This window comes from Streptomyces sp. NPDC003248 (assembly GCF_055563235.1).
In genome coordinates this window covers 100,910-113,951 of the sequence record NZ_JBVHDT010000016.1, presented here as the reverse complement: position 1 = coordinate 113,951, position 13,042 = coordinate 100,910, and the positions used below count along the sequence as shown (strand labels likewise).

7 protein-coding genes and 1 pseudogene are annotated in these 13,042 nt (G+C 75.3%); 2 read left to right on the top strand and 6 right to left on the bottom strand.

Annotation, left to right across the window (positions count from 1 at the left end):
- Window positions 1-23: 23 nt before the first annotated feature.
- Window positions 24-5,837: a WD40 domain-containing protein gene (locus tag ACZ3KJ_RS29680; protein WP_467531456.1), complete on the bottom strand. Its 5,814-nt coding sequence runs from the start codon at window positions 5,835-5,837 to the stop codon at window positions 24-26.
- 161 nt (window positions 5,838-5,998) lie between these two features.
- On the opposite strand from ACZ3KJ_RS29680, the gene ACZ3KJ_RS29675 reads away from it, so the two are divergent.
- Window positions 5,999-7,435, top strand: coding sequence for an SLC13 family permease (locus ACZ3KJ_RS29675; protein ID WP_467531454.1), 1,437 nt, complete (start codon window positions 5,999-6,001; stop codon window positions 7,433-7,435).
- Here the strand turns inward: ACZ3KJ_RS29675 and ACZ3KJ_RS29670 are convergent.
- The 3 genes from ACZ3KJ_RS29670 to ACZ3KJ_RS29660 are packed head-to-tail and all read right to left on the bottom strand — an operon-like array spanning window position 7,398 to window position 9,964.
- Entirely contained in the window at window positions 7,398-8,333 is a 936-nt protein-coding gene (locus ACZ3KJ_RS29670; protein ID WP_467531453.1) for an inositol monophosphatase family protein, read from the bottom strand. The genes ACZ3KJ_RS29675 and ACZ3KJ_RS29670 overlap by 38 nt on opposite strands.
- The gene (locus tag ACZ3KJ_RS29665; RefSeq protein WP_467531451.1) at window positions 8,305-8,967 is read right to left on the bottom strand and encodes a hypothetical protein; all 663 of its coding nucleotides are present in this window, start codon (window positions 8,965-8,967) and stop codon (window positions 8,305-8,307) included. Before ACZ3KJ_RS29665 ends, ACZ3KJ_RS29670 begins: the two co-directional genes overlap by 29 nt.
- 28 nt (window positions 8,968-8,995) lie before the next feature.
- The gene (locus ACZ3KJ_RS29660) at window positions 8,996-9,964 is read right to left on the bottom strand and encodes a hypothetical protein (protein WP_467531449.1); all 969 of its coding nucleotides are present in this window, start codon (window positions 9,962-9,964) and stop codon (window positions 8,996-8,998) included.
- 234 nt (window positions 9,965-10,198) lie between these two features.
- On the opposite strand from ACZ3KJ_RS29660, the gene ACZ3KJ_RS29655 reads away from it, so the two are divergent.
- Complete coding sequence (locus ACZ3KJ_RS29655; protein WP_467531447.1) at window positions 10,199-11,149, top strand: 5'-nucleotidase; 951 nt, start codon at window positions 10,199-10,201, stop codon at window positions 11,147-11,149.
- Window positions 11,150-11,333: 184 nt separating this feature from the next.
- On the opposite strand, the pseudogene ACZ3KJ_RS29650 reads toward ACZ3KJ_RS29655, so the two are convergent.
- Window positions 11,334-11,438: pseudogene (locus ACZ3KJ_RS29650) on the bottom strand (IS5/IS1182 family transposase); the annotation flags it as partial.
- Window positions 11,439-11,556: 118 nt separating this feature from the next.
- The gene (locus ACZ3KJ_RS29645) at window positions 11,557-12,759 is read right to left on the bottom strand and encodes a polyamine ABC transporter substrate-binding protein (RefSeq protein WP_467531445.1); all 1,203 of its coding nucleotides are present in this window, start codon (window positions 12,757-12,759) and stop codon (window positions 11,557-11,559) included.
- Window positions 12,760-13,042: the final 283 nt, after the last annotated feature.

Genomic DNA, 13,042 nt, shown 5'->3' with positions numbered 1-13,042 from the left:
ACGGGGCGGACGGGGCGCGCCCCTCAGCCCAAGGGCTCCTCCAGCGGCACGTGCCGTACCCCGGGCAGGTGTCCGTCCAGTTCGCCGGGCTCGAACCGGCACATGCCCACCGCGTGCCAGAACTCGCCCGTGACGTCGCCCTCGAACTTGTAGCCGCCGGACGGCGACAGCGCCGCCCAGCCGCCGGGCAGTCCGACGAGGGTGGCGCGCAGGGAGGCCGGGGCGCCGCCGGGGACGTTCCACAGCCGTACCGTGCCGTCCTCGCCGCCGCTGGCGAGCAGGGAGCCGTCGGGGCTGAACGCGACCGCCAGCACGCGGCCGGTGTGGCCGGTCAGGACGGCGGTGGCGCGTCCGGTGCTCGGGTCCCACAGGCGGACCGTCCGGTCGTCGCCGGCGGTCGCCAGCAGGGGGCGCAGCGGGTGCGCGGCGGCCGTCCACACCTTGCCGGTGTGCCCGGTCAGCCGGTGGGCGACCGTCCCGTCCCGCCAGATCACCGCCTGCCCGTCCCAGGAGGCGCTGGCCAGCCAGGAGCCGTCGGGCGCGAACGCGACCGCGTACACCCGGTCGGCGTGCCCGTCGAGGACGGCGGTGACGCGGCGGGCGGCCAGGTCCCAGATCCGCACCTTGCGGTCGTCGCAGCCGGTGGCGAGGACCGCCCCGTCGGGCCGGAAGGCGATGGAGCGGACCCGGCCGTAGTGCTCGGTGACGGTGACGACGTGGGCGCCGGTGGCCCGGTACCAGAGCCGTACGGTGTCGTCGTCGTTGGCGGTGGCCACCAGCCTGCCGTCCGCGCTGAACGCCTCGGCCCACACATGGTCCGTCTCGACGTCCATCTCGCGCTGGTACTCGCCGGTCCCGGCGTTCCACAGGTACAGGTCGCCGTCGCTGCTCGCGGTGGCCAGCAGGGCGGGATCGGCCGGGCTGAACGCGGCGGAGACCAGGCGGTCGCTGTGCCCGGTCAGTTCCCGCAGCCGCCGCCCGGTGCCGGCGTGCCAGATCCGGACGTGGCCGTCGTTGCCGCCGGCCGCCAGCAGGGAGCCGTCGGCGTTGAAGGACAGGCTGCCGATCCGCCGCCCGTGGCCGCGCAGGATGCGCCGGCCCTGGCCGGTGGCCGGGTCCCACAGGCGTACGACGCCGTCGTTGGCGCCGGTCACCAGCAGGGAGGCGGCCTCCGGGGCGGGCGCGTCGCCGTGCGGGCGGAACTTGCACACCCAGACCGAGCCCCGGTGCTCCGCGGGCTGCCGGCCGAGGGGCACGGCGACCGGGTCGGCGTCCGGCGCGACGCGCCACAGCCGGACGACGCCCTGGCTGTCCCCGGCGGCGAGCAGTGTCCCGTCGGGGTCGAACAGCACCTGGTACACCGCGCCCCGGCAGCCGCCGAGCAGCCCCGCGCCGGCCCCGGCGGCCAGGTCCCACAGCCGCACCTCGCCCTCGGTGTCGCCGCTCACCAGGAACCGGCCGCCGGGATGGAAGTCCAGCGTGTAGACGCGCCCCGCGTGTCCGGTGAACGTGTGCAGCACCCGCCGCCCGGCCACGTCCCACACCCGCACCGTGCCGGCCCGCCCGGTGCCCATGTCGCCGGTGGCGAGCAGGGTGCCGTCCGGGCTGAACCGGGCCCGGAACACCGCGCCCCGGTGGCCGGGCAGTTCCCCGGCCGGCCGGCCGTCGGCGAGGTTCCACAGCCGTACGGTGGCGGAGGCGTCGCCGGTGACCAGGGTGGCGCCGTCCGGCCCGAAGGCGACCGTGTAGACGGGCGCGGCGTGCCCGGGCAGCCGGTGCAGCGGTTCGCCCGTGGCCGTGTCCCACAGGGTGACCACGCCGTCGGCGTCGCCGGTCGCCAGCAGCGCCCCCTCGGCGTCGAGGACGACCGGCCAGACGCCCGCCGGGTGGATCTCCAGCCGGTGCCGGCACACGCCGGACACCGGGTCCCAGAGCCGTACGGTCCCGTCGGCGCTGCCGGTGGCCAGCACCCGCTCGCGGAACTTGACGGCGTAGACGCGGTCGGTGTGGCCCTTCAGGGTGCGCAGGGCGGTGCCGGTGACGGCGTCGCAGACCAGCACTCCGCCGTCCTCGCTGCCGACGGCGAGGAGTTCGCCGTCGGGGCTGTAGGAGATGGGTTCCGGCAGCCGGCTGGTGCGCATGTCGAAGCCGTACGGCACGCCGACCGCGGAGGGCCGGAAGCCGGAGTCGACGGCCATGCCGGGGGCGAGGGCGGCGGCCGCCAGTTCGGGGGTGCCGGGCAGGCCGGGGCCGCAGGTCGCCGCGACGAGCGCCGCCCGCCGCCACCGGCCGCCCTCGACCCGGGCGCCGGTCAGGTCGGTGCGGATCAGCCGGGCCCGCCGCAGGTCGGCGCCGCGCAGGTCGGCGCCGGTGAGGTCGGCGCCGTCGAGGCGGGCGCCGGTCAGCCGGGCGTCGCGCAGCACGGCGCCGGAGAGGTTGGCGCCGACCAGGCGGGCGTCGGTGAGGTCGGCGCGGGTGAGGTCGACGCCGGAGAAGTCGCGGTAGGACAGGTCCTCGCCGGCGAGGGCGGCGCCGCGCAGGTCGGTGTGGGCGGGGACGCGCAGCCGGGCGAGGATCTTCACCGCGTTGGCGCGGGCGGTCTCCTCGCCCTCGTCGCCGCCCAGGGCCCGTTCGGCCCACTCCTGGCAGGCGCGGTGGTCGGCGAGGTCGCACAGGAACTCCACGGCCAGCCGGCTCAGCGGCCGCCTCGCCAGCAGCGCGGGGTCCCCGGCGGCCAGCCGCAGCGCGCAGGCGCGGGCGACGAGCCACTCCGTCACCGAGCCGTGGATGAACCGGAACACCCCCTCGTCGCTGCGCACCAGCAGGCTGCCGGAGCCGACCGCGTGGGCGGCCTGCGGCACGGACAGCCGGCTGTCGGTGAGCCCGCCGAGGGTCTCGGCGACATCGGTGAGCTCGTCCAGGCGCAGCGAGTCCTGGCCGCTCTCCCACAGGCGCAGGGCGAGCGCGGTGACCGCGCTCCACAGCTGGTCCAGGCCGAGTCCGGGGGCCCGGCCGGGGCCGCCGGCGCGCTGGGCCTCGAAGCCGAGCCAGGCGGTGAGGACCTCCTCGTACAGGCCGGCGGGGCTGAGCGCCCGGCCGGCTCCGGCGACCGCGCGGAGCTGGTCGTCGTCGAGGTCGGCGACGAAGCCGAGCAGCCGGGGGTTGCGGCACAGGGCGAGCAGGTCGGGGATGGCGTCGAGGAGCCGCACCCGGCGGTCGGCGGCGCGTTCGTCGCCGTCGTAGCGGTTGACCAGGTAGGCGTGGATCTGGCGCGGGGTGAACTCCTGGACGGCCAGCACCCTGCGGTGCGGCAGGAGGCCGACGCGTTCGCCGAGGGCGGTCAGCACCTGGCCCTGGGAGCGGAAGTGCTGGGTGCGGCTGCTGACGACGATCTTCGCGCTGTCGACGGCGGAGTCCAGCAGGACCTGGAGCCGTTCGGCGGCGCGGTCGTAGGTGACCTGGGTGACCAGTTCGTCGAAGCCGTCGAAGAGCAGCACGATCCGGCCCTGCTGGAGCATGTAGCGGAAGGCGCGCAGGTCGATGGTGTCGACGCCGTGGGCGGCGAGGTGCGCGGCGACCAGGCCCTCGAAGGAGTAGGCCCGGTCCAGCGCGTTCAGCTCCACCAGCAGCGGGACCAGGTGGGGCAGTTCGGCCGGGACGCGGCGGGCCAGCTCGCGCAGCGCGAAGGTCTTGCCGTGTCCGAAGTCGCCGAGGAGCAGCAGGAAGCGGCCCTGGTCGGAGTCGAGGAGGCGGAGCATGGCGTCGACCAGGCCGTCGTGCTCCTCGGAGCCGAGGCGCTCCACCTCCCGGTACCGCTGCGGCAGGTACATGCCCGGGGGGTAGCGGGGGTCGGTGCGCAGCCGCTCGCTCTGGGCGGCGACGTAGCCGCGCAGGTCGAGCAGGCCCTGGAACTCGGTGAAGCTGCGGACCCGGACGCCTCTGCGGCGGGCCTGGTCGCGCAGTTCGCGGGCGGGCGGCGGGCCGTCGTGGACGAGTTCGGCCTCGGTCTCGGAGTCCGCCGCGTGGACCAGGGCGACGACCCGGTCGACGTCCTCGGCGGTCGGGGTGCCGGTGTGCACGGCGACCCGCTGCTGGCGGACGAAGCCCGACTGCTCCCAGGTGACGAGGAGTTGGGGCACGGCTCCGGCCACCGGGCGGATCTGGGCGCCCTCGTGCCGGGTGCGGCAGACCTCGGCGACGCGGTCGAGCAGCAGCTCGGCCGGGGACTGGAGGGCGCGCGGCTCGGGGTCGGCGGGGAGGTCCGGGTCCGCCGGGAGGTCCGGTCCCGGTACCTGGCCGTCGGGGCTCGGCCGGTCCGGTCCGGCGCCGAACACGCCGTGGGCCCGCCGCCACCGCGTCTCGCGCCGTTCCGGCTCGCGGGGTCCGTCCCAGAGGACCAGCGCGTCGCCGCCGATGTGCAGCAGCCGGTGCCGGCCGGGTCCGGCGGCGCCGAGGAGCGGCGGTTCGCCGGAGGAGGTGGTGAGGCCGGGGCGGGTGCCGGGGTCCGCCGGGCCGTGCAGGAGCAGGTGCAGCCGGGGCGCGGTGAGCCGGGCGAGGACGTCGGTGTCGCGCAGCGGGCCGTCCCCGTCGGCGGCGCCGCCCCGCGCCGTTCCGGGCGGGTGCCGCAGCGCCCCGATGCGCAGCCACCCCTCCTCCTCGTACGGGCGCAGCGCCTGGGCGAACCAGGCGGCCTGCTCGGGTCCGACCAGGCCGTACCGGTCGTCGAGGCGGTGGCTGTGGGCCATGGACGAGTTGAGCCCGGCGACGACGGTGCGCAGTTCGGGCACGGGGAACAGGGTCCAGGGCTGGTCGCTGTCGAAGACGGTGTCGAGGCCCTGGTACAGCTCCTGGAAGAGCCGGGCGAAGTGCCGCCACTTGGGCCAGTACGGCGGCCGGGGCGGCATCTCGTCGGCCTCGCAGGTGCTGAAGTAGGCCTGGCAGGCGGCCTGGTTGACGTCCCGGCCGCCGGGGACGACGGCGACCCGGTGCGGTTCGAGGCCGAGGAGCGCGCGCAGACCGGTGAGGAAGGCGAGCGCCTGGTCGACCTCGCGGGGGCTGCCGGAGGCGGTCAGGTCGCCGGTCACCACCAGCAGGTCGGGGGCGGGGGCGCCGGCGTCGGTCAGCTCGACGAGGTCGCCCCAGATCGCCGCCTGGAGTTCGGCCGGGTCCTGGCCGCGTCCGAAGGCGGGGCCGGCCAGGTGGAGCACGGTGACCGCCTCGCGCCCCCGGGCGCCCTCGGCCGCCGGCGGGTACGCCGGTGGCGCCGCCGGTCTGCGCCGGCCGGCCCAGCCGGGCCGCCCGAGGGGCCGGCCCGGCGGCGGGGCGGACGGCGCCGGGGCGGCCGGGGACGACGGACCGTTCCCGCCCGGGTAGTCCGGCCGCAGGCTGGGCCGGGCGCGGCCGTCGAGGGCCTGGCGGACCCGGGTGAGGAGCAGCTCGCGGGCGGCCGCCGGATCGGTGACGGGCACCAGGTCGACGTAGGTGATGGTGGCGAGCAGGCCCTCCACCGGGATGTCCTCGACCCGTACGGTGAGCAGCCGGCGCTCGGGGACGTCGGGGTCGGCGCGCAGGGCCGCCTGCCACTCCATCCGGCCGTAGCGGGACCGCTCGTAGTTGCGCGAGAGGACGGCGATGACGGCGGCCGACTCGCTCACGCCCCGGTCCATGAAGTCCACGAAGTTGGTGCCGGGGACGAAGTCCCACGCCTGGAGGACCGTGCGGTAGCCGGCCTCCTCCAGGGTCCAGGCGATCCAGGACGCCCAGCGTTCGTCGGCGGGCGAATAGCTGACGAAGAAGTCCAACGGCGCTGTCGGTGCGGTGCTCTGACGCTCCCCCATGTATTCATAGTGCAGTGAGTGAGCGTCGATATGCACCGGTTTCCCGGTCAGAGTACCGGCCGGAGTACCGGCCGGAATCCCGGCCGGGGGACTCCGGTGGCGGAACCGCCGGGAAGGGGGCCCCGGTCACAGGGGGGCACGAGTGTGCGAACCTGTCCCCCGTGCGTGGTCTTCGACGTCTGCATGTGCTGGACCGGCTGGCGATCGGCCTGCTCGCGACCGGACTGGTGTGCCTGGCCACAGGGCTGCTGCCCACCGCTTCGGCGGCCGACGCGACGGCCCGTGTCGCCCCGCTGCTGGCGTTCCTCGGCACGGTGATCGTGCTGGCCGAACTGACCAGCAGGGCCGAGGTGTTCGACGTGGTGGCGGCCCGGGTCGCGCGCGCCGGCCGGGGCAGCTACCCGCTGCTCTTCCTCCTCTGCGTGGCCTTCGCCTCGCTCACCACGATCGCCCTGAACCTGGACACCACGGCGGTCCTGCTGACCCCGGTGATGCTGGCCCTCGCCTCCCGCGTCGGCATCGCGGCCGTCCCCCTGGCGATGACGACGGTCTGGCTGGCCAACACGGCGAGCCTGCTGCTGCCGGTCTCCAACCTGACGAACCTGCTCGCCGCCGACCGGGTGGCGCTGTCCCCGCTGGGCCTGGCGGGCCGCATGTGGGCGCCGCAGCTGGCGGCGATCGCGGTGACCATGGCCTGTCTGTGGGTCTTCTACTGGCGCCGGGGCCGGCGGGGCGCCGGCCCGTCCGCCCCGGCGGGCCCGCACGGCGTGGGCGGCGGCCCGGGGGCGGCGCGCGAGGGGGACCTGCGGGGGCCGGCGGACGTACGGGAACGGGACGCCGTACGGGAACGCGCGGACGTGCGGGGGCCGGAGAGCGCCCCGGCGGGGAGCACCGCGGGGGCACCGGCGCACGGCCTGTCAGGGGACGCCGTAAGGGGGCCGCAGGACGGCCCGGCGGGGAAGGACGTCCGGGCGGTGGACGCCGACCGCTACGTGCCGCCCGGTCCGCACCGGCCCGCCGACCCGGTGCTGTTCCGGGCCTGTGCCCTGGCCTGCGGCGGCTTCCTGCTGGCGATCCTGGTCGCGGACGTCGAGCTGTGGATCGCGTCCGCGACGGCCACGGCGGTGGTGGTCGCCGCGTACGCGGTCCGCGACCGCTCCGCGCTGCGGCTCTCGCTCGTGCCGTGGCGGCTGCTGGTCATGGTCCCCGGCATGTTCCTGGTGGTCGAGACGGTCAACGCCAACGGCCTGCACGACCTGCTGGCCGCCGCGGTCGGCGACGACGACGGCCTCGTGGGCATGCTCCGCGCGGCGGGGGTGGGCGCCGGCCTGTCGAACGCCCTGAACAACCTCCCCGTCTACCTGGCCGGCGAGTCCGCCGTCCCGCTCGGCCACCACGACCAGCTGCTCGCGCTCCTCGTGGGCACCAACGTCGGCCCGGTGGTCACCCCGTGGGCCTCGCTGGCCACGCTGCTGTGGTACGAGCGGTGCCACGCGTACGGGGTACGGGTGCCGGTGGCCCGGCTCATGGGGACGGGCGCCGTCCTCGCGGTGGCGGCGGTCACGGCGTCGGTGGCGGCGCTGGCGGTGACGGGCTGAGGCCGGTCGCGGTCACCGCCCGGCCCTCCCCGGCGCCCGCGCCCGCCGCCAGCTCCAGCAGGTACGGCAGGGTCTCCGGCCGTCCCGCGACGAAGGAGCGCTCCGTGTCCGGCGCCCGGAAGTCCCCGCCGAACTCGCGCCCGTCGAGGTGCCGTACGGCGACCCCGGCCTCGCGGGCCAGGAGCGCCCCCGCCGGCAGGTCGATCGCCTCGGCGCGGTAGCCGACGAAGCCGTCGATGTCCCCGCGGGCCAGCAGGGTCCAGGCCAGCAGCGGCGCCCAGAGCTGGAGCAGCCGCCGGGAGCCGAGTTCCAGGGTGTGCCGCAGGGTGCGGGCGGCGCGGTCGTCGCGGCGGACCGCGTGTCCCTGGGTCCAGGCCAGCACCGGCCCGGCGGCGGACGGCGGCCGGCCGCGGCCGGCCGGCGCGAGCCGTCCGCGCGGCCCGTACGCGCCGCACCCCAGCCGCGCCGACCAGGTCCGCCCGCTCACCGGTTCGTGCACCACCCCCACCACCGGCGCCCCGTCGACGCACAGGGCGACGCCGACCACGTAGACGGGCAGCCCGATCACCACGTTGTTGCTGCCGTCGAGCGGGTCCACCAGCCAGGTGCGGCCGCCGCCGTCGCCGCCCGGCTCCCCGGCGGCGGCCTCCCCCGACTCCTCGGCGAGGATCCGGTCGTGCGGGAACCGCTCCCGGATGCGGCCCACCACGATCCGCTCGGCCAGCAGGTCCAGGTCGGTGACGACGTCGCCGAGTCCGCCCTTGGGACGGGCGGCGAAACCGTCCGGGAAGCGGGACCGCAGCAGCGTCCCGGCCTCCTCGGCGGCCGCCACCGCCGTACGGCACTCGCGGGCGTAGGGGGCCGCGGGGTCAGTCGGGCGGGTCGGGTTCTGGCTCATGGATCCTCCTGAGGGCGGCCCGGGCGATCCGGGCGGTCTGGGCCGCGTCGCAGGTCCTGCGGACCATGCGGCGGCCCGGGGCCCGCAGCGGGCCCAGGGAGAGGTCCGCCCGGCCGGGCAGTGTCCGCCCCAGCACCAGGGTGGCGGCCGGACGTCCGTCCGGCACCACGGTGGTGTGGAACTCGCCCGCCGGAAGGTCGTACGTCTGGCCGCGCGCGCTGGTCTGCTCGACGCCCGGCAGACAGCGCACCAGCCGGTCGGTGGGCCGCAGTTCGTCCACGCCCGAGGGGTCGCTGCGCACCTCGAACACCCGGTGGGTGGGGTGCGCGGTCTCGTCGTGGACGCGTATCCGCCGGTTGCCCAGCCGCCCGTACAGCACGGTGCTCGTCAGGTTCCAGCTGTGCGAGTGCACCTGATGGTCCGTCGGGCCCGGGTCGGCCGGGCCGAAGACGTGCACGCACACGCCGTCCGCGCCGTCCCGCAGGACGGGCAGGCAGACGAAGCCCAGCGGATGGCACACCGCGCGCAGCGCCCGCCGGCCGGTGACGACCTCTTCCAGCTCCGCCGCGGCCTGCCGCATCACCTCGCCGGCGGCGCCCCGCCGGGCGGCCCGTTCCAGGGCCGGGTAGTCCATCGTTCCCCCCTCGCCCACAACAGCGGCGCTACCGTCGGTACGGGTCCTCCGCCCGCAGCGCCTTGTCGATGATGTCGCCGACGTCACGGTCGGTGAAACTCGCCGGCAGCGGCAGTCCGAGCCGGTCGAGCAGGCGTCTGACCTCGTCGACGGTCGGCTCGTCGCTCAGCGCGGTGGCCTCCCGCAGATCCAGCTTGACCGCCTGTTCCCGGCTCTGGTGCAGCTCGGTGACGTAGTAGTCGTACAGCGGCCGTCCCCGCTCCACGCAGAGGCTGACGCGGCGCGGGTCGTCCTGGGTGATGATCAGGCAGGTGTCGGACAGGTCGAAGCGCAGGGTCGGCGCCACCGACGACAGGTGGACGTCGATCTCCAGCGTGTCCAGCCGCTGCCGGTGCCAGGCGGCGGCGACCACGGTGGCGTAGGACTCCTTCCGGGTGCGCTCGGGGGTCCACGCCGTGTACGCGCCGCCCTCCTGCCGGTGGCCGAAGGTGCGCCGGAAGCGGGCGTAGGCCGCGCAGACCCGGTCGTCGGCCGGGTTCACGATGTCGATCTTCACACTGAGGGAGCGCCGCTGCCGCCGCGCCTCCAGCACGCACTCCGGCAGGGTGACGGCGCGCAGATAGGTGCCCGTGCCGCCCTTGAACACCCAGCGGGCGGTGGAGCGCCGGGCCTGCTCGTGCGCGAGCCCCACCTCGGGACCGGCCAGGGTGCGCACCATGGAGAGGTCCTCGATCGCCCGGCTCGTGCCCGCGGTCGCGTCCCTGATGTCGGCCAGCCGCCGCCGTCGCTCCGCCAGCGAGCCGTAGACCAGCGCCGCGAGAACCAGCAGGATGGAGCCGGTGACGATGTTGTTCTCGAAGTCCTTGTCCAGGATGTCCATCAGGCCGACGACCAGGGCGACCCCGATGGCCACCACACCGTCGGCGTTCCTGACCGCCCAGGCGATCGATTCCTCCAGGCGGCGCCCGGACGGCTGTTGCGGTGCGGTGCGGCTCACGTCCACCCTCCCCCGACGGCGGCTTCCAGAGTAGGAGCAACGGGCCTTCCGCAGCTACGGGGCGAGATCCGGCCTCATGGCCGCCGGCCGGTCGGCGCCGCCGGCAGGCCGGCCGCGGGCGGGGCGAATGGGGCCGGCGGCCGCGGGCGGGGCGAGCGGGGTTGTCGGCCGCGGACTACAGTCGGCGCCGCCGCACACGCCGCCGGCCCGCGGCGCCGCACGAGGGGAGCCGTCATGCCGCCGTACAGCCTCGAGAACCGCCTGGTCATCGGGATCGCCTCCAGCGCGCTGTTCGACCTGGCGGAGTCCGACGCCGTGTTCCGGCGGGAGGGCGAGGAGAGTTACCGCACCTACCAGCGCGACAACGTGGACAACACACTGCGTCCCGGCGTCGCGTTCCCCTTCATCCGCCGCATCCTGTCCCTGAACGACCTGGCCCCCGAGGACGACCCGCTGGTCGAGGTGATCATCCTCTCCCGCAACGACCCCGACACGGGCCTGCGGGTCATGCGGTCCATCAAGGCGCACGGACTGCCCATCAGCCGGGCCGTCTTCATGCAGGGGCGGGCGCCGTACCGGTTCATGCGGGCGCTGCACATGTCGCTGTTCCTGTCGGCGGACGAGAACGACGTCCGGGAGGCCGTGGCGTCGGGGCTGCCGGCGGGCCGGGTCCTCGGCTCCGCCGTGGCCGACGACCCCGAGGACCAGGACCTGCGGATCGCGTTCGACTTCGACGGCGTCCTCGCGAGCGACGAGTCGGAGCGCGTCTTCCAGCAGGACGGCCTGGAGGGCTTCCGCGCCCACGAGTCCCTGAACGTCGCCACCCCGCACGACGCGGGCCCCCTACGGGACTTCCTGCGCGAGATCAACACGCTCCAGCGCCGGGAGGAGGAACGGCGCCGGGAGGACCCGGACTACGCGATCCGCGTGCACGTCTCCATCGTCACCGCCCGCAACGCCCCCGCGCACGAACGCGCCGTCCTGAGCCTGAACAACTGGGGGGTGACCGTCAACGACGCCTTCTTCCTCGGCGGCGTCGACAAGAGCTCGGTCATGGACGTGCTGCGCCCGCACATCTTCTTCGACGACCAGGTGAGCCACCTGGAGGGCACCTCCCGGACCACCCCGAGCGTCCACATCCCGTTCGGGGTCGTCAACCAGGGGGAGCTGCCGGGCGTTCCGTAGGGGCGAGGTCGGTGCTCGCCGCCGGGTATCTCCCGGGTCGGCCCGCAAGCGGTCCGGCACCGAATTCGTTACCGAAGCAGAACGCGGAAGCCGTTCCGACGGACGTGCCGTGGTCGCCATAGCACGCGAAGTGGTGGCCGCTACCGGGTGGCTGCCGAGCGCCTCCGGCTAGGTTCTCCGCCGCTCAGTGTCGGGTGCGGATGAGGACGGCAGCGAGGTGGGGTGCCGCCCGGTAGGCGATGGCGAGCTTGTCTGTTCGCAAGGCCGGCCCGCGCCACTGCTTGAGCCGGACGCTCTGTCCGGTGCGGCCGGTTCTTCCCGGAGAGGCCGAGGGGCATGCCGACGACCGCCGGCCTACGCACCATCGCGCGGCACCGCCGGCCCACGGGGACGACGGCACCCCACCGTCACAACCCCACGATCCCGTTCCACCGCCTGGCGAACTCCAGCCGCTCCGTCGACGTGATGTCCCGTGCGACCGCGAGCCGTTGCCGCATGCCGGCGTCGGGGAAGATCAGCGGGTTCTCGGCGAGCGCGGCGGTCTCCTCGTCGTCGGAGTCGGCGAGGACGGCCTGCGCCGCGGGCACCGGGCAGACGTAGTTGACCCAGGCGGCGAGTTCGGCGGCGGCCTCGGGCTCGTAGTAGTAGTCGATCAGCCGCTCGGCGTTGGCCTTGTGCCCGGCGAGGTCGGGGACCATCAGGGAGTCCGACCACAGCTCCGCGCCCTCCTCGGGCACGACGAAGCGGATGTCGGGGTTGTCCGCCTGGAGCTGGATGACGTCGCCGGAGTACGCCTGGCACGCCAGGACGTCGCCGCTGACCAGGTCCTTGGTGTAGTCGTTGCCGGTGAAGCGGCGGATGTGGCCGGAGTGGACCTGCCGTTCCACCTGATCGCACACGGTGTGGAAGTCGTCCGCCGTCCAGCGGGTGATGTCGACGCCGTTGCCCTGCATCAGCAGCGCGAACGCCTCGTCCAGGCCTGACAGGAGGGTGACCCGCCCCTTCAGGTCGTCGGCCCACAGCTCGGAGACGTGCCGTATCTCGCGGCCCAGCCGGCGCCGGTCGTAGGCGATGCCGGTGATGCCGGACTGCCAGGGCACGGTGTACCGGCGGCCCGGGTCGAAGGCGGGCGAACGCAGCAGCGGGTCCAGGTACTTCGCCACGTGGGGCTGGCGGGCCCGGTCCATCTCCTGCACCCAGCCGAGCCGCACGAACCGCGCGCACATCCAGTCGCTGATGACGATCAGGTCGCGGCCGGTCGGCTGGTGGTTCATCAGCGCGGGGCTGATCTTGCCGAAGAACTCGTCGTTGTCGTTGATCTCCTCGGTGTAGCCGACGGAGATGCCGGTGCTCTCGGCGAAGGCGTCCAGCGTCGGCCGCCGTGTCGGGTCGTCGTCGTCCGTGTCGATGTAGAGCGGCCAGTTCGCCCAGGTCAGCCGCTTGTCGGAGGCGGAGAGGTCGGTGGCGGCGCGGTCGCCGGGCTGGACGTAGGCGGGTTGCACCCCGCACCCGGCGAGCACGCCGAGCGCGGCGCCGAGACCGGACGCGCGCAGCACGGAGCGACGGGACGGCGAGGGGGGCTTCGCGGGAAGCGGGACGGGGAGGGGCATGGGCGCAGCCTGCCCCGCCCCGCCGTGCGCGGGCAATCGACGTCACGTCGAGCGTGGCGGGCCGGCCACGACACCCTGTCGACCTCCGCGCGGACGCCGGCACCCGATCAGCCTCCACGCGGACGGCGACACACCCGGCCGGCCTCCGCACGGACGCCGGCACCCGGCCGGCCTCCGCACGGACGACGACACACCCGAACGGCCTCCGCACGGACGGCGACACCCGATCGACCTCCGCGCGGACGGCAGGCCCTTTCGGCGTCGACTGCCCGCGCCCACCGCG

Coding starts and splice junctions, on each gene's coding strand:
- ACZ3KJ_RS29680 (WP_467531456.1), bottom strand. CDS start 5,837: ATGGGGGAGCGTCAGAGCACCGCACCGACAGCGCCGTTGGACTTCTTC.
- ACZ3KJ_RS29670 (WP_467531453.1), bottom strand. CDS start 8,333: ATGAGCCAGAACCCGACCCGCCCGACTGACCCCGCGGCCCCCTACGCC.
- ACZ3KJ_RS29665 (WP_467531451.1), bottom strand. CDS start 8,967: ATGGACTACCCGGCCCTGGAACGGGCCGCCCGGCGGGGCGCCGCCGGC.
- ACZ3KJ_RS29655 (WP_467531447.1), top strand. CDS start 10,199: ATGCCGCCGTACAGCCTCGAGAACCGCCTGGTCATCGGGATCGCCTCC.
- ACZ3KJ_RS29645 (WP_467531445.1), bottom strand. CDS start 12,759: ATGCCCCTCCCCGTCCCGCTTCCCGCGAAGCCCCCCTCGCCGTCCCGT.